Consider the following 16918-nt stretch of genomic DNA (forward strand, 5'->3'; position numbering starts at 1 on the left):
TCAGCCATACTGCTCCTCCACGGCCGCCGAGACGACCGTCGTGACCGCCTTGAAGGCGCGGATCCCCTCGTACATCGTCTCGCTGGTGTACGCGACCCTGCGCTCCCCGCTGCGCCGGACCCCCGGGACGACCGTGGCGGACATGGCCAGGTGTTCGGCGTCGAACTCCAGCTCCACGGTGTACGGGCCGCCGCCCGGCACGGGGTCGCGCCGGACGGCGAGGGCGGTGGCCTCCTTGGCCGCGGCCCGGATGTCGGCGGCGGTGCGGGCCGGGGTGCGGCAGACGGCGGCGTAGCGCGAGACGTGGTCCTTGACCGCGACGGTCACCGCCCCGGGGGCGTAGCCGGCGGCGTCCACGCAGGTCAGGTCGTCGCCCGTGACCAGGATGACGGGGACTCCGTACTCGGCGACGACGTGCGCGTTGAGCAGTCCCTCGCTCGCGCGGGTCCCGTTGAGCCAGACCCCGGTGATGGAGTTGGCGAGGTAGGTGTGGGCGAGCACGCCCTCGGACCCGGCGCCCGTGTGGTAGCCGACGAAGGCGATGCCGTCGACGTCGCCGCGCTGGACGCCCTCGACCATGGAGAGGGACTTGTGGCGGCCGGTGAGCATCTCCGCGCGGGCGTCGAGGCGCTCCAGCAGCAGATTGCGCATGGTCCAGTGGGCCTCGTTGATGACGACCCGGTCGGCTCCCCCGTCGTAGAAGCCGAGCACGGCGGCGTTGACGTCGGAGGTGAACATGGCCCGGCAGCGCTCCCACTGGGGCGTGCCGGGCAGCACGTCGGCGGGCCAGGTGACGCCGGTGGCGCCTTCCATGTCGGCGGAGATGAGGATCTTCATCGGGCCCCCGTGCGGTCGGTAGCGCGGTCGCGCGCGACGCGGACGGCACGCACTGCGCCCACCCTAAGTCCTGTCCCGCGCTCCCCGGCGGATCAGCGCGCGGGCGGGGGCGGGGCGGAAAGTCCACCCGAACCGGTGAGGTGGCCAGACCCCGCCCGGGCCCGCCCGGGCCCGGGCAACGGGCTTGCTCAGGCCTTGCCTTCGACCTCGGCGGCCAGGTTGGCCAGCAGGGTGTCGTAGATCCGGCCGAGGCCCTTGGGGGCGAAGGTGCGCTCGAAGAAGCCGCCGATGCCGCCGGCGCCGTTCCAGACGGTGGTGACGACGGCCTTGGACCTGCCCTCGCCGGCCGGGGTGACCACCCAGGTGGTGACCATGGAGGAGTTGCGGTCCTTCTCCACGAGCTGCCCGTCGGTGGGTTCGGTGACCTCCAGCAGGCAGTCGCGCACGCGCTTGCTGGTGGCCTGCAGCTTCCAGTGCACCAGGGTGCCCTCGCCGTCGCCGCCCTCGCGCACCTCGTACTCGCTGAAGTGCTCGGGCAGCAGCTTGCCCCGGGTCCCGCTGTAGTCGGCCAGCGTGTCGAAGACCGTCTCCGCGTCGGCCCCGATGATGCGCTCCGTGGTGGCCTCGACCTGCGCCATACCTGTTCCTCCAGCAGTTGTGTCCGCTCGTCACGGCGAAGCCAACCACCTCCGGGGCGGTGGCCCAAATCCGGGCCGGCCGCCGGCCGGCGGGGCTCCGGAGCCGCACGATCATGGGAACGTTTGTTCTATTCTCTCGGCAGAGCTACCGAGGGAGGCGCACCATGCGCTGGGAGAACCTGACCGAGGGCCCCGCGGGGCCGGCCGCGCTCTTCGAGGCCGACGCCGTCGTGACCCGCACGATCGACACCCCCGAGTTCCGGGGGATCACCTTCCACGAGGTACGGGCCCGGTCGATCGTCAACCGGGTGCCCGGCGCCTCGCGCATGCCGTTCGAATGGACCGTCAACCCCTACCGCGGTTGCAGTCATGCCTGCGTGTACTGCTTCGCGCGCAAGACCCACAGCTATCTCGACCTCGACACCGGCCTCGGCTTCGACTCCCAGATCGTCGTCAAGACCAACGCCCCCGAACTGCTGCGCCGCGAGCTGGCGGCGCCCCGCTGGACCGGTGCTCACATCGCCATGGGCACCAACGTGGACTGCTACCAGCGGGCCGAGGGCCGCTACCGGCTGATGCCGGGGATCATCGAGGCACTGCGCGACCGCGCCAACCCCTTCTCGATCCTCACCAAGGGCACGCTGATCCTGCGCGACCTCCCCCTCCTGCGCGAGGCCGCCGAGGTCACCGACGTCGGGATCTCCGTCTCCGTCGGCTTCACCGACGCGGCCCTGTGGCGGACCGTGGAGCCCGGGACGCCCTCCCCCGCCGCCCGGCTGAACGCCGTACGGACGCTGACCGACGCCGGAATCGAGTGCGGGGTGCTGATGGCCCCGGTGATCCCCTTCCTCGGCGACTCCCCCGCACAGCTGCGGGACACCGTCCGGGCCGTCGCCGAGTCCGGCGCCACCTCCGTGACACCCCTGGTACTCCATCTGCGGCCCGGGGCCCGCGAGTGGTTCACCGCCTGGCTGGGCGAGCACCACCCGCACCTCGTCGAACGGTACGAGCGGATGTACGCGGGCGGCGCCTACGCACCCACCTGGTACCAGCGGATGATCACCCGCCAAGTCCACGAACTGGCGGCCGAATTCGGCATCGGGCCGGCCCGGCGGGGCGCGGCCCGCAGGATCGCCGGCCCCGACGGCCCGGACGGGCCCGCGCCCGCCGGGGCGACGCAGCTGACCCTCCTCTGACGTCCATCACGCCCTGAACGGTCATCACATCGGGCCAATAGCCCTTCCAATCCCGTCTTCCAGGCACGGTTTCCGGGACGATTCCGCCCAGAACACTCGGCTGGGAGGCCCCATGCTCCACCCCTTGAAGAAGCGCGCCGCCGTCCTGCTGGCGATCTCCACCGTCGCCGCCGCCCTCGCGAGTCCGGTGACGGCCGCCCCGGCCGCGCCCGCCCCGGCCGGGACGGCCGCGCAGGCCGCGCTGCGCTGGACCGGCTGCGCGACCCCCCGCTACCCGACGCTCCAGTGCGCGTCCCTCAAGGTGCCTCTCGACCACGACCGGCCGGCCGGCCGGACGATCACGCTCGCGCTGACCCGGGTCCCCCACACCGCCAAGACCTCCCAGGGCCCCCTGCTCGTCAACCCGGGCGGGCCGGGCGGCAGCGGACGCGCACTCGCCGGCTTCGTCGCCTCCGCCCTGCCCAAGGACGTCGCCGCGCAGTACGACGTGATCGGCTTCGACCCCCGCGGGGTCGGCAAGAGCGAGCCCGCCCTCGACTGCGGGTCCGGGCACTTCACCCCCGTACGGCCCGACTCCGTACCGCAGGACGAGGCCACCGAGCGGGCCAACCTGGACCGCGTACGGGCCTTCGCCGAGTCCTGCGGCGCCAAGCACGCCGACGTACTGCCCCACATCGGCACCGTCTCCGCCGCCCGGGACATCGAGGTGCTGCGCACCGCCCTCGGCGCGGAACGGATCAGCTACTTCGGCTACTCCTACGGGACCTACCTGGGCGCGGTGTACGCCAAGCTGCACCCGGGCCGGGTGCACCGGCTCGTCCTGGACTCCGTCGTCGACCCGACCGGCGTCTGGTACGAGGACAACCTCTCCCAGGACCTCGCCTTCGACGCCCGCCACAAGGCGTTCCTGGCCTGGGTGGCGCAGCACGACGCCACCTACCGGCTCGGCGCCGACCCGGCGGCGGTGGAGACCCGCTGGTACGCGATGCGGCAGGCGCTGCGCCGGACCCCGGCCGGCGGCAAGGTGGGCCCGTCGGAGCTGGAGGACACCTACATGCCGGGCGGCTACTACAACGGCTACTGGCCCAGCCTCGCCGAGGCCTTCGCGGCGTACTCGGTGAAGGAGGACCCCAAGCCCCTGGTGGCGGCGTACGAGCGGTTCGGTGCGGTGGAGCCCTCGGCGGGCAACAGCTACAGCGTGTACACGGCGGTCCAGTGCCGGGACTCGGCCTGGCCCCGGGACTGGAACGAGTGGCGCGCGGACATGTGGCGCACGCACGCCAAGGCGCCGTTCATGACCTGGAACAACGCCTGGTACAACGCCCCGTGCGCGTTCTGGCCGACGGAGCCGCTGCGGGCGCCGGACGTGACCAACGCGGACCTGCCGCCCGCCCTCCTCCTGCAGGCGACGGACGACGCGGCGACCCCCTTCGACGGCGCGGTCAGCATGCGGGAGAAGCTGTCGGGCTCGGCCCTGGTGGTCGAGGAGGGCGGCGGCAACCACGGCATCGCCCTGAGCGGGAACAAGTGCCTGGACGAGAAGGTGGCGGCCTACCTGAGGACCGGGCAGGCCGCGGACGCCACCTGCCCCGCGCAGGCGGCCCCGCAGCCGACGGCGGCGACCCGGGCCGTACCCCCCTCGGCGGGCGGCGCGGCCCTGCACGGCCTGCTCGGCTTCCGCGGCTGACCGTCCGGGGCCGGCGGGCCGGCCAAGCGGCCGGCCCGCCGGCCGGGCCTCAGTCCGGCAGCACCGCGAAGGCCTCCACCTCCAGCAGGAGTTCCGGCCGGAACAGGGCCGAGACCTGGACGGCCGAGGACGCGGGCAGCCGGTCGGCGGGGATGACGGCTTCGCGTGCCTCCCTCACCGCCGGGAGGTGCGCGACGTCGGTGACGAAGTACGTCAGCTTCACGACGTCGTCGAAGGTGGCTCCGGCGGCGGCCAGGCAGCGCCGTAGGTTCTCGAAGACCTGCCGGGCCTGCGCGCGGGCGTCGCCCTCGCCGACGACCGACCCCTTCTCGTCGAGGGCGCACTGCCCGGAGACGGCGACGAACCGTCCCGTGCCGAGGACGACGTGGCTGTAGTGGGCGCCGGGGCTGACCCCTTCGGGTGCGGATATGCGGGTCAGGTGGCTTCCGCTGTGATCGGTCATGGACCGATCTTGTCAGTCCGCGAGGCCCCGCAGCGCTGTCGTCGCCGCCACCGCCAGGCGGGGGTGGGACTGGGCGCGGGTGAGGAGTTCGCGGGCGCGGGGGTCGGCGAGTGCGCCCAGGCCCTCGACGCAGGCCAGGGCCACCCGCCAGTAGGGGTCGTTCGGGGACAGCAGCCGCGACAGGGTGGTGATCAGGGCCGGTACGGACTCGGGGGCGCGCAGGGCGGTGAGCAGCCGGACGGGCTGGAGGGCGTAGGCCGTGCGCAGCCCGTTGGTGGCGAGGGCCGCGGCGGCGCGGGCGGTGCGCGGGTCGCCGAGGACGGCCAGGGCCTCGGCGGCGGCCGCGCAGCGGGGCGGGTCGCGGTGGTTGAGGAGCAGCACGAGGGACTCGAAGGCGCGCCGGTCCCCGGCGAGGCCGAGCCGGTAGGCGGCCAGCTCGCGGGCCCACAGGGGCAGCCCGGCGGAGGCCAGGGAGGCCGCCAGCCCGTCGGGGCCGGCCGCGAGCAGCACCTCGTACTCGGGCGATCCGCCCGCCTCCGCCCGCAGGCGCTCCAGCACGTCGTTCACCCGGCCCACCCTAGGGGGGCGGGGCCGCCGCCACGCCGGGTTCGCGCAGATGACCGGCCCCGGTTGATCGATGATCGATGATCGGTACATTTCGGCGGTACAGGTCACATCTCCGCGCTCTGGCGCACGAGTTACCGGCGAGTTACTGTCGTTGCAACACGTACGAGGGCGGCCTGGTGACGCAGCCGCCTCGTGCCGGTCGGTTCGTTTTCGCATGCACGGTATGACCCCGGGACAGGGTCGTGCCGCTTCCACCCCCGGGGCTCTTTCCCGCCGGGTTCCCGTCCGGGCCGTTCCCGCCCCGGGCTCCTCACCGCACGGCACTCCGTACGGCATCCGCGCGCGCTGTGCGCCGCGCGCTCCCTCAGTCGTCACCCTCTTCCACTGGAGTCCCTCGATGGACCGTCAGTCCAGTCAGCCCACCCTCCAGACCATCGCCGTCGTCGGCCTCGGCACGATGGGCACCGGCATCGCCGAGGTCCTCGCCCGCGCCGGCCGCGAGGTCATCGGCATCGACATCAGCGAGAGCGCCGCCCGCCGGGCCTCGGCCTCCCTCGCCGCGGCCACGGCGCGTTCCGTCGCCCGGGAGCGCCTCACCGAGCAGGAGCGCGCCGACGTCCTGGCCCGCTTCCGCACCTTCTCCGACCTGGCCGCCGCGGCCGAGGCCGACCTCGTCATCGAGGTCGTGCCGGAGTCGTACGAGGTCAAGCAGCAGGTCTTCCGCGAGCTCGACGCGGTCGTGCGGCCCGACACGATCCTGGCCACGGGCACCAACGCCCTGTCGGTGACCCGGCTCGCCGCCGAGTCCCAGCGCCCCGAGCGCGTTCTGGGCCTGCACTTCTTCAACCCGGTCCCGGCGATGAAGCTGGTCGAGGTCGTGTCCTGCGTCCTGACCGCCCCGACGGCCGTGGAGGCGGTCACGGAGCTGGCCCGCGAGCTCGGCAAGGAGCCCGTGGCCGTCGGCGACCGGCCCGGTTTCGTCGCGGACGGCCTGCTCTTCGGCTACCTGAACCAGGCCGCCGCCATGTACGAGGCGAAGTACGCCTCCCGCGAGGACATCGACGCGGCGATGCGGCTCGGCTGCGGCCTGCCCATGGGTCCGCTGGCGCTGCTCGACCTGATCGGCGTGGACACGGCCCGCACGGTCCTGGAGGCCATGTACGCCTCCTCCGGCGACCGGCTGCACGCCCCGGCCCCGATCCTGGGGCAGCTGGCCGAGGCCGGCCTGGCGGGGCAGAAGTCCGGGCGCGGTTTCTACACGTACGAGGCTCCCGGCAGCTCGGTGATCGTGCGCGACCTGCAGACCCCGCTGGACGGGTCCCTGCTGGGCGCGGGCCGCCCGGTGAGCTCGGTCGGCGTGGCCGGCTCCGGCACCATGGCGAGCGGCATCGCGCAGGTGTTCGCCCAGTCCGGGTTCGACGTGGTCCTGGCGGCGCGCAGCCAGGAGAAGGCGGAGGCCGCCAAGGCCGCCATCGGCAAGTCCCTGGGCCGTGCGGTGTCCAAGGGCAGGCTGACGCAGGAGGCGGCGGACGAGACCCTGGGCCGGATCACCCCGGCCGGGTCGCTGGACGCCTTCGCCGAGGTGGACCTGGCGGTGGAGGCGGTCGCCGAGGACCTGGCGGTCAAGCAGGAGCTGTTCGCGGCGCTGGACAAGGTCTGCAAGCCGGGTGCGGTGCTGGCCACGACCACCTCCTCGCTGCCGGTGATCGCGGTGGCCCGGGTGACCTCGCGCCCGCAGGACGTGATCGGCATGCACTTCTTCAACCCGGCCCCGGCGATGAAGCTGGTCGAGGTGGTCCGGACCGTCCTGACGGCCGACGACGTGCACGCCACGGTCCGCGAGATCTGCGTGAAGGTGCGCAAGCACCCGGTGGACTGCGGGGACCGGGCCGGCTTCATCGTGAACGCGCTGCTGTTCCCGTACCTCAACAACGCGATCAAGATGGTCGAGGAGCACTACGCGAGCCTCGACCAGATCGACGCGGCGATGAAGCTGGGCGGCGGCTACCCGATGGGACCGTTCGAGCTGCTCGACGTGGTCGGCCTGGACGTCTCGCTGGCCATCGAGAAGGTCCTCCACAAGGAGTTCCGCGACCCGGGCCTGGCCCCGTCCCCGCTGCTGGAGCACCTGGTGGCGGCGGGCTGCCTGGGCCGGAAGACCGGCCGCGGATTCCGTGAGTACGCCCGGCGGTAACCGAGCGGGCCACGAGCCGGATGCGTGGGGAGGGCTGCTCGGGTCCGCCGGACCCTCACGGCGGACTGACCCTCCCGAGCCCAGTGCGGGCTCTCCCCCGCATCCACCCCTCTCCCACCCCCCTCAGGCGCGCTCCCCTGCGCGAATGAAGTACTTTCGCTCTATGTCCCAGCCCGCCAAGACCTCGCCCCGCGCCTCCTCGGCCCCCGACGCCCCGGAGAGCGCGGCCGGCACCCGGGCTGCCGCCCAGCGGCTCAAGATGCGCCGCGAGCTCGCCACGGCGGCCATGGAACTGTTCGCCACCAAGGGGTACGAGGCGACGACGGTCGACGAGATCGCCGCGACCGCCGGGGTCGCGCGGCGGACCTTCTTCCGGCACTTCCGGTCGAAGGAAGAGGCGATCTTCCCGGACCACGACGACACCCTGATCCGCGCCGAGGCGGTCCTCGACGTCGCCCCGGCGCACGAGCACCCGCTCGACACGGTGTGCCGCGGGATCAAGGAAGTCATGAAGATGTACGCCGCCTCGCCCGCGGTGTCGGTGGAGCGCTACCGGCTCACCCGCGAGGTGCCGGCGCTGCGGGAGCGGGAGATCGCCTCCGTGGCCCGGTACGAGCGGCTGTTCACGCGCTACCTGCTGGCGCACTTCGACGAGACCGACCACCACGACGGCAACGACGACCCGCTGCTGGCCGAGGTGGCCGCCTCGGCGGTGGTCACGGCCCACAACCACGTGCTGCGGCGCTGGCTGCGGGCCGGCGGTCAGGGTGACGTGGAGGCGCAGCTGGACCACGCCTTCTCGATCGTGCGCAAGACCTTCGGTACGGGGATCGGCGCGGGCCGGACCCTGAGCCCGGCGCCGTCGGCTCCGGCGGCCGTCCGTACGGAGGGCGAGGTGCTGGTGGCGGTGGCCCGCACCGACGCGCCCCTGGACGAGGTCATGCGGACCATCGAAGAGGCACTGCGCCCGAGGTAGCGACACAGGAAGCGATGCTCGTCACAGCGGCCGTCCCCGAACCGGGGGCGGCCGCTTTCGTATGTCCGGCTTGCCCCTACTCGCCGGTAACTCTGATCGATCATCGCTCATCTGCGCAGGTCAATAGGCAAATGAGAGAAAGTTTTGGCACGCGGTGCCTTGCCGGGTGACACGGGGTGCCATACGTTGAATCTCGTCCGGATGTCCCCGCGACCCACGCCCACACGGCACGGAACGCGCCCCGGACGCCTGCGTCACCAGGCACCCGCACGCCCCACCACGGGCGGCGCCCAGCACCACAGCACCGCCGGACCGACGGCACACCGCAACCGCTCCACGCACCCCCTTTACCTCAGCGCACCCTCATCAGCGCTAGCCGGAGGCTCACCGTGAAGGACATCCTGGACGCGATTCAGTCGCAGTCCGCCACCGCCGCAGACTTCGCGGCCCTGCCGCTGCCCGACTCCTACCGCGCGATCACCGTGCACAAGGACGAGGCCGAGATGTTCGCGGGGCTCACCACGCGCGAGAAGGACCCGCGCAAGTCCCTGCACCTGGACCACGTCCCGCTCCCCGAGCTGGGCCCGGGCGAGGCCCTGGTGGCCGTCATGGCCTCCTCGGTCAACTACAACTCGGTGTGGACCTCCATCTTCGAGCCCGTCTCCACCTTCAGCTTCCTGGAGCGCTACGGGCGCCTGTCGGAGCTCACCAAGCGCCACGACCTCCCGTACCACGTCATCGGCTCCGACCTCGCGGGCGTCGTCCTGCGCACCGGCCCCGGCGTCAACGCCTGGAACCCGGGCGACGAGGTCGTCGCGCACTGCCTCTCCGTCGAGCTGGAGTCCTCCGACGGCCACAACGACACGATGCTCGACCCCGAGCAGCGCATCTGGGGCTTCGAGACCAACTTCGGCGGCCTGGCGGAGATCGCCCTGGTCAAGTCGAACCAGCTGATGCCGAAGCCCGACCACCTCAGCTGGGAGGAGGCCGCCTCCCCCGGCCTGGTCAACTCCACCGCCTACCGCCAGCTGGTCTCCCGCAACGGCGCCGGCATGAAGCAGGGCGACAACGTCCTGATCTGGGGCGCCAGCGGCGGCCTCGGCAGCTACGCCACCCAGTTCGCCCTGGCCGGCGGCGCCAACCCCATCTGCGTCGTCTCCTCCCCCGAGAAGGCCGACATCTGCCGGTCCATGGGCGCCACCGCGGTCATCGACCGCAACGCCGAGGGCTACAAGTTCTGGAAGGACGAGAACACCCAGGACCCGCGCGAGTGGAAGCGCTTCGGCTCGAAGATCCGCGAGCTGACCGGCGGCGAGGACATCGACATCGTCTTCGAGCACCCGGGCCGCGAGACCTTCGGCGCCTCGGTCTACGTCACCCGCAAGGGCGGCACCATCACCACCTGCGCCTCGACCTCCGGCTACATGCACCAGTACGACAACCGCTACCTGTGGATGTCGCTCAAGAAGATCGTCGGCTCCCACTTCGCCAACTACCGCGAGGCGTGGGAGGCCAACCGCCTGATCGCCAAGGGCAAGATCCACCCCACGCTGTCGAAGGTCTACTCCCTGGAGGAGACCGGCCAGGCCGCCTACGACGTCCACCGCAACCTCCACCAGGGCAAGGTCGGCGTCCTCGCGCTGGCCCCCGAGGAGGGCCTGGGCGTCCGCGACCACGAGATGCGCGCCGAGCACCTCGACGCCATCAACCGCTTCCGCAACGTCTGAGACCGTTCAAAGGCCTAAGGGACAGCCTGAGATGACAGAGCGCCAGAAGGACCGTCCGTGGCTCATGCGGACGTACGCCGGCCACTCCACGGCCGAGGCGTCCAACGAGCTGTACCGCCGCAACCTCGCCAAGGGCCAGACCGGCCTGTCGGTCGCGTTCGACCTGCCGACGCAGACCGGCTACGACCCCGACCACATCCTCGCCCGCGGCGAGGTGGGCCGGGTCGGGGTCCCGGTCTCCCATCTGGGCGACATGCGGCGGCTGTTCCAGGACATACCCCTGGAGCAGATGAACACCTCGATGACGATCAACGCCACCGCCATGTGGCTGCTGGCGCTCTACCAGGTGGCCGCCGAGGAGCAGGGCGCGGACATCTCCCAGCTCCAGGGCACCACCCAGAACGACATCGTCAAGGAGTACCTCTCGCGCGGGACGCACGTCTTCCCGCCGGGGCCGTCCCTGCGGCTGACGACGGACATGATCGCGTACACGGTCAACCACATCCCGAAGTGGAACCCGATCAACATCTGCAGCTACCACCTGCAGGAGGCCGGGGCCACACCGGTCCAGGAGATCTCGTACGCCATGTCCACGGCGATCGCCGTCCTCGACTCGGTGCGCGACTCGGGACAGGTCCCCGAGGAACGCTTCGGCGAGGTGGTCGCCCGCATCTCCTTCTTCGTGAACGCGGGTGTCCGCTTCATCGAGGAGATGTGCAAGATGCGCGCCTTCGGCCGCATCTGGGACAAGGTCACCAAGGAGCGCTACGGCATCGAGAACGAGAAGCAGCGCCGCTTCCGTTACGGCGTCCAGGTCAACTCCCTGGGACTGACCGAGGCGCAGCCGGAGAACAACGTCCAGCGCATCGTGCTGGAGATGCTCGCGGTCACCCTCTCCAAGGACGCCCGCGCCCGCGCGGTGCAGCTGCCCGCCTGGAACGAGGCGCTGGGCCTGCCCCGGCCCTGGGACCAGCAGTGGTCGCTGCGCATCCAGCAGGTCCTCGCCCACGAGAGCGACCTGCTGGAGTACGACGACATCTTCGCCGGATCCCACGTCATCGAGGCCAAAGTCGACTCCCTGGTCGCCGACTGCCTGGCCGAGATCGACCGGATCCAGGAGATGGGCGGCGCGATGGCCGCCGTCGAGTCCGGGTACCTGAAGTCCCAGCTGGTCTCCTCGCACGCCGAGCGGCGCGCGCGCATCGAGGCCGGCGAGGACAAGATCGTCGGCGTGAACTGCTTCGAGCAGACCGAGCCCAACCCGCTGACGGCCGACCTCGACGGCGCCATCATGACGGTGGACGGGGCCGTGGAGGCCTTCACCGTCGAGCGGATCGGCCGCTGGCGCGCCGAGCGCCAGGAGTCCTCGGACCGCCAGGGGAACGGCGACCCGTTCGTCTTCCCCACCACCCAGCAGGCGCTGGAGCGCCTCAAGGAGGCCGCGGCGGGCACCGAGAACCTCATGGAGGCCACCCTGGAGTGCGCCCGGGCCGGTGTCACCACCGGCGAGTGGGCGGGCGCGCTGCGCGAGGTGTTCGGCGAGTTCCGCGCACCGACCGGGGTCTCCTCGGCCCCGGTCGCCGTGACCGCCGAGCCGGGCACCCCGATGCACGAGGTCCGCGAGAAGGTGGCCCGCACCGCCGACGAGCTCGGCTCGGGCAGGCTGCGCCTGCTGGTCGGCAAGCCCGGCCTGGACGGCCACTCCAACGGGGCCGAGCAGATCGCCGTCCGCGCCCGCGACGCCGGCTTCGAGGTGGTCTACCAGGGCATCAGGCTGACGCCCGAGGAGATCTCCTCCGCCGCGCTGGCCGAGGACGTGCACTGCGTGGGACTGTCCATCCTGTCCGGATCGCACAGCGCCCTCGTCCCGGACGTCCTGGAACGGCTGCGCACGGCGGGGGCGGGTGACATCCCCGTCATCGTCGGAGGCATCATTCCCAACGCCGACGCCGTCGCGCTCAAGGCCGCGGGGGTCGCCGCCGTCTTCACGCCGAAGGACTTCGGCATCACGGAGATCATCGGCCGTATCGTCGACGAGATCCGCAAGGCCAACAAGCTCGACCCACTCGACAACGCCGCAATCATTGCAAGCACGGAGGTCCCCGCATGACCACGCCAGTCCACCCGGTGAACCGCCTTCGCCCGCGCCGCTCCTGCCTCGCGGTGCCCGGATCGAACCCGCGGTTCCTGGAGAAGGCCCAGGGCCTGCCGGCCGACCAGGTCTTCCTGGACCTGGAGGACGCCTGCGCGCCGCTCGCCAAGGAAGGCGCCCGCCACACGATCGTGGACGCGCTGAACAACGGCGACTGGACCGGCAAGACCCGCGTCGTGCGCGTCAACGACTGGACCACCCACTGGACCTACCGCGACGTCGTCACGGTCGTCGAGGGCGCCGGCCAGAACCTCGACTGCATCATGCTGCCGAAGGTCCAGGACGCCCAGCAGGTCGTCGCCCTGGACCTGCTGCTCACGCAGATCGAGAAGACGATGGGCTTCGAGGTCGGCAAGATCGGCATCGAGGCGCAGATCGAGAACGCCAAGGGCCTGGTGAACGTCGACGAGATCGCCGCCGCCTCCCCCAGGCTGGAGACCATCATCTTCGGCCCGGCCGACTTCATGGCCTCCATCAACATGAAGTCCCTGGTCGTGGGCATGCAGCCGCCCGGCTACCCGGCGGACGCCTACCACTACATCCTCATGCGGATCCTGATGGCGGCGCGCATGCACAACCTCCAGGCGATCGACGGCCCCTTCCTCCAGATCCGCGACGTGGACGCCTACCGCGAGGTGGCCGGCCGGGCGGCGGCGCTGGGCTTCGACGGCAAGTGGGTGCTGCACCCCGGCCAGGTCGACGCGGCCAACGAGGTCTTCTCCCCCTCCCAGGAGGACTACGACCACGCCGAGCTGATCCTCGACGCCTACGACTGGTGCACCTCGGAGGCCGGCGGCAAGAAGGGCTCCGCGATGCTCGGCGACGAGATGATCGACGAAGCCAGCCGCAAGATGGCCCTGGTCATCGCGGGCAAGGGCCGGGCCGCGGGCATGCAGCGCACCACCAAGTTCGAGATCCCGGAGGCCTGACCGCCATGCAGTTCGGACGCACGTACGAAGAGTTCGAGGTCGGGGCGGTCTACAAGCACTGGCCCGGGAAGACGGTCACCGAGTACGACGACCACCTCTTCTGTCTCCTGACCATGAACCACCACCCGCTCCACATGGACGCGAACTACGCCGAGAACACCACCGATTTCGGCAAGAACGTGGTCGTGGGCAACTACATCTACTCGCTGCTGCTCGGCATGTCCGTGCCGGACGTCTCCGGGAAGGCCATCGCCAACCTGGAGATCGAGTCCCTGCGGCACGTGGCGCCGACCTTCCACGGCGACACGATCTACGGCGAGACCACGGTCCTCGACAAGACCCCGTCGAAGTCGAAGAACGACCGCGGCATCGTCTACGTCGAGACCAAGGGCTACAAGCAGGACGGCACCCTCGTCTGCGTCTTCCGGCGCAAGGTGATGGTCCCGACCGAGACGTACATCAAGGAGCGCGGCGGCGAGCAGCCCGGCCGCCCCCAGCTGAAGACCCAGGAGAAGTAGCCATGGCCCGACTCGCCCAGACCGCCGGGCTGACCGACGTCCAGCGGGAGATCCTCAAGACCGTCCGCGAGTTCGTCGACAAGGAGATCATCCCGGTCGCCACCGAGCTGGAGCACCGCGACGAGTACCCGCAGCAGATCGTCGACGGCCTCAAGGAGCTCGGCCTCTTCGGGCTGATGATCCCGGAGGAGTACGGCGGCCTGGGTGAGTCGCTCCTCACCTACGCCCTGTGCGTCGAGGAGATCGCGCGGGGCTGGATGTCCGTCTCGGGCATCATCAACACGCACTTCATCGTGGCGTACATGCTCAAGCAGCACGGCACGCAGGAACAGAAGGACCACTTCCTCCCGCGCATGGCGCTGGGCGAGGTGCGCGGCGCGTTCTCGATGTCCGAGCCGGCGCTGGGCTCCGACGTCTCGGCCATCAGCTCCAAGGCGGTGAAGGACGGCGACGAGTACGTCCTGAACGGCCAGAAGATGTGGCTGACGAACGGCGGCAGCTCCACCCTGGTGGCCGTTCTCGTGCGAAGTGACGAAGGACACCCCGAGGGCACCGCGCCCCACAAGTCGATGACGACCTTCCTCGTCGAGAAGGAGCCCGGCTTCGGTGAGGTCCGCCCCGGCCTGACCATCCCCGGCAAGATCGACAAGATGGGCTACAAGGGCGTCGACACGACCGAGCTCATCATGGACGGACTGCGCATTCCGGCCAATCGCGTCCTCGGCGGCCAGACGGGCCGAGGGTTTTACCAAATGATGGACGGGGTCGAGGTCGGCCGCGTCAACGTGGCGGCGCGTGGCTGTGGCGTCGCGCAGCGTGCTTTCGAACTGGGTGTCTCGTATGCCCAGCAACGTCACACTTTCGGCAAGGCGATCGCCGAACACCAGGCCATCCAGTTCAAGCTGGCCGAGATGGCTACCAAGGTCGAAGCCGCTCATGCGATGATGGTGAATGCAGCACGCAAAAAGGACTCCGGGGAACGAAACGACCTCGAAGCAGGGATGGCGAAGTACCTCGCCTCCGAGTACTGCAAGGAGGTGGTGGAGGACGCCTTCCGTATCCACGGTGGATACGGATTCTCGAAGGAGTACGAGATCGAGCGCCTCTACCGCGAGGCTCCGATGCTGCTGATCGGTGAAGGTACCGCCGAGATCCAGAAAATGATCATCGGGCGACGCCTGCTCGAGGAGTACCGACTCCAGGGCTGAAAGTCCCTTTTGCGACGGATCCTCCCTGGGTCCGTCGCAACAAGGTCACTCCCAGTCACTGGCCGACGGTCATCGACTCGGCTTCTGGCTTGCCCAGTTGTTGCGCGCAACCGATAGCATTCCAGTAAAGCCGCCGTCCCGTCCCCCTGTTTGCGGCGCGGCAATCACCCGCTACGAAGGTCATCCATGCCCCACAGCCAAACCTCTGCACCTCGCGACAGCCGACTCGGCGTACGTCTCGCCCGCGGAGCATCGCCGTGGCTTCTGCCGACCGTCGCCACCGCGGCGCTCAGCCTCACCCGGGCCCGCAAGTCCGGGCGCTGGGCCGCTGTGGCCGTGCCCGCAACCGCGCTCGCCGCGGGCATGCTGTGGTTCTTCCGCGACCCCGAGCGTGAGATCGCTCAGGGCCGTGTCATCTCGCCCGCCGACGGTGTGGTGCAGAGCATCATGCCGTGGAAGGACGGACGGACGCGGGTCGCGATCTTCATGAGCCCGCTCAACGTCCACGTCAACCGCGCGCCCCTCGCGGGCACGGTGACGTCCGTGGAGCACGTCCCCGGCGGATTCGTCCCGGCCTTCAACAAGGAGAGCGAGAACAACGAGCGCGTTGTCTGGCACTTCGACACCGAGCTCGGTGACATCGAGATGGTGCAGATCGCCGGCGCCGTCGCCCGGCGCATCGTCCCGTACCTGCCGGCCGGCACCAAGGTGGAGCAGGGCGAACGCATCGGTCTGATCCGCTTCGGCTCCCGCGTCGACATCTACCTCCCGGAGGGCGTCGAGGTCGCGGTCGAGGTCGGTCAGGCCACCACCGCGGGGGTGACACGAATTGACCGTGACTGACCCTGAGACTCCGGCCACCGGCTGGGTGCCCGAGTCCGCCGAGGAGGAGTCCGCCGAGGACGACATGCCGCTCTCGCTGCGGCTGTCGATAGCGGACACCCTCACCCTCGGCAACGCGACGTGCGGATTCATGGCGGTGTACTTCACCACCACCGGAATCCTCATCCCGCACCTCACCGGGAGCGGCGAGACGGGCATGGCCCGTAACAGCGCCGCCACGGCGGTGATACTGATGCTGCTCGCCGCGGTCTTCGACCTCTTCGACGGCATCGTGGCCCGCAAGCTGCGCAGCTCCCCGATGGGCGCCGAGCTGGACAACCTGTCCGACCTGATCAGCTTCGGCCTGGCCCCGGCCTACTTCGTCCTCGTCTACGGCATGGTCGCCGTCGACGCCGACCAGAAGATGTCGGCGCTGGCCGCGATCGTGGTGCTGCTCGCCGTGGTGCTCCGGCTCGCGAGATTCAGCTGCGTGACCATGAAGGACGGCATGTTCCAGGGCATGCCGAGCCCCTTCGGCGCCCTGACGGTCGTCTCGATCGTGCTGCTGGAGCTCCCGTTCATCCCGACGCTGCTGGCGATCATCGGGGTGGCGTGGCTGATGGTGAGCCGGGTCGAGTACCCGAAGCCGCGGGGTGTCCTCGCGGTGGCGATGCTCTGCTGGATCATCAGCGCGATGGGGCTGCTGGCGGCCTGGGCGTTCGACGCCCCGGGCGGTCAGCTGCTGCTCCAGACCGGCTGCGCCCTGCAGATCGCGATGGCGGCGACCATTCCGCTGTTCGCGACGACGCGGAGGGCCAACACCTTCCGCCACAACCGCCGCGAAGCGCGCGCGACGTCGCTGCGCTAGCTCGGCAGATGTGAGAAGGCCCCGGACGCCATGGCGTCCGGGGCCTTCTGCATGTCCGGGGGTGGGGGCCGGCGGCGGGGCGGGGAGGGTCCGGGGTAGGCATGATTCATGGCCCCCCGGCGGGATCCCCCAGGAC

The 16918-nt window shown here is 70.7% G+C and carries 15 protein-coding genes; 11 read left to right on the top strand and 4 right to left on the bottom strand.

The window, feature by feature from the left end:
• Together IG86_RS0125415 and IG86_RS0125420 are read right to left on the bottom strand one after the other, a co-directional pair.
• Positions 1-837, bottom strand: coding sequence for a M55 family metallopeptidase (locus IG86_RS0125415; RefSeq protein ID WP_030825502.1), 837 nt, complete (start codon positions 835-837; stop codon positions 1-3).
• A 188-nt stretch (positions 838-1025) separates the two neighbouring features.
• Positions 1026-1475 (bottom strand): SRPBCC family protein, encoded by a 450-nt coding sequence (locus IG86_RS0125420; RefSeq protein ID WP_030649710.1) that lies wholly within the window; start codon positions 1473-1475, stop codon positions 1026-1028.
• A 164-nt stretch (positions 1476-1639) separates the two neighbouring features.
• On the opposite strand from IG86_RS0125420, the gene IG86_RS0125425 reads away from it, so the two are divergent.
• Positions 1640-2671 (top strand): Rv2578c family radical SAM protein, encoded by a 1032-nt coding sequence (locus tag IG86_RS0125425; protein WP_030899958.1) that lies wholly within the window; start codon positions 1640-1642, stop codon positions 2669-2671.
• Between the two features lie 112 nt (positions 2672-2783).
• Complete coding sequence (locus IG86_RS0125430; RefSeq protein WP_030899961.1) at positions 2784-4358, top strand: alpha/beta hydrolase; 1575 nt, start codon at positions 2784-2786, stop codon at positions 4356-4358.
• Positions 4359-4407: 49 nt separating this feature from the next.
• On the opposite strand, the gene IG86_RS0125435 is transcribed toward IG86_RS0125430, so the two are convergent.
• Positions 4408-4821, bottom strand: coding sequence for a RidA family protein (locus IG86_RS0125435; RefSeq protein WP_030825499.1), 414 nt, complete (start codon positions 4819-4821; stop codon positions 4408-4410).
• A 12-nt stretch (positions 4822-4833) separates the two neighbouring features.
• On the bottom strand, positions 4834-5388 hold the full coding sequence (locus IG86_RS0125440) for a HEAT repeat domain-containing protein (protein ID WP_030899963.1): 555 nt from the start codon (positions 5386-5388) through the stop codon (positions 4834-4836).
• 397 nt (positions 5389-5785) lie between these two features.
• On the opposite strand from IG86_RS0125440, the gene IG86_RS0125445 reads away from it, so the two are divergent.
• The 9 genes from IG86_RS0125445 to pssA all read left to right on the top strand — a co-directional run bounded on the left by IG86_RS0125445 (position 5786) and on the right by pssA (position 16782).
• On the top strand, positions 5786-7582 hold the full coding sequence (locus IG86_RS0125445; protein ID WP_030825495.1) for a 3-hydroxyacyl-CoA dehydrogenase family protein: 1797 nt from the start codon (positions 5786-5788) through the stop codon (positions 7580-7582).
• Positions 7583-7745: 163 nt separating this feature from the next.
• Positions 7746-8558: a TetR family transcriptional regulator gene (locus tag IG86_RS0125450; RefSeq protein WP_030649720.1), complete on the top strand. Its 813-nt coding sequence runs from the start codon at positions 7746-7748 to the stop codon at positions 8556-8558.
• Positions 8559-8947: 389 nt separating this feature from the next.
• On the top strand, positions 8948-10285 hold the full coding sequence (gene ccrA / locus IG86_RS0125455; RefSeq protein ID WP_030825492.1) for a crotonyl-CoA carboxylase/reductase: 1338 nt from the start codon (positions 8948-8950) through the stop codon (positions 10283-10285).
• A gap of 31 nt (positions 10286-10316) precedes the next feature.
• Positions 10317-12395: a protein meaA gene (locus tag IG86_RS0125460; protein WP_030825489.1), complete on the top strand. Its 2079-nt coding sequence runs from the start codon at positions 10317-10319 to the stop codon at positions 12393-12395.
• On the top strand, positions 12392-13366 hold the full coding sequence (locus IG86_RS0125465) for an HpcH/HpaI aldolase/citrate lyase family protein (protein ID WP_030027416.1): 975 nt from the start codon (positions 12392-12394) through the stop codon (positions 13364-13366). Before IG86_RS0125460 ends, IG86_RS0125465 begins: the two co-directional genes overlap by 4 nt.
• A gap of 5 nt (positions 13367-13371) precedes the next feature.
• Positions 13372-13884: a MaoC family dehydratase gene (locus tag IG86_RS0125470; protein WP_030027414.1), complete on the top strand. Its 513-nt coding sequence runs from the start codon at positions 13372-13374 to the stop codon at positions 13882-13884.
• A gap of 2 nt (positions 13885-13886) precedes the next feature.
• Positions 13887-15092, top strand: coding sequence for an acyl-CoA dehydrogenase family protein (locus IG86_RS0125475; RefSeq protein ID WP_030027413.1), 1206 nt, complete (start codon positions 13887-13889; stop codon positions 15090-15092).
• A gap of 186 nt (positions 15093-15278) precedes the next feature.
• Positions 15279-15935: a phosphatidylserine decarboxylase gene (locus IG86_RS0125480; protein WP_030649744.1), complete on the top strand. Its 657-nt coding sequence runs from the start codon at positions 15279-15281 to the stop codon at positions 15933-15935.
• Entirely contained in the window at positions 15922-16782 is an 861-nt protein-coding gene (pssA, locus tag IG86_RS0125485) for a CDP-diacylglycerol--serine O-phosphatidyltransferase (protein WP_376506802.1), read from the top strand. The genes IG86_RS0125480 and pssA overlap by 14 nt, the downstream gene beginning before the upstream one ends.
• Positions 16783-16918 lie beyond the last annotated feature (136 nt).

The sequence above is a fragment of the Streptomyces virginiae genome (assembly GCF_000720455.1).
Taxonomy (GTDB): domain Bacteria; phylum Actinomycetota; class Actinomycetes; order Streptomycetales; family Streptomycetaceae; genus Streptomyces; species Streptomyces virginiae.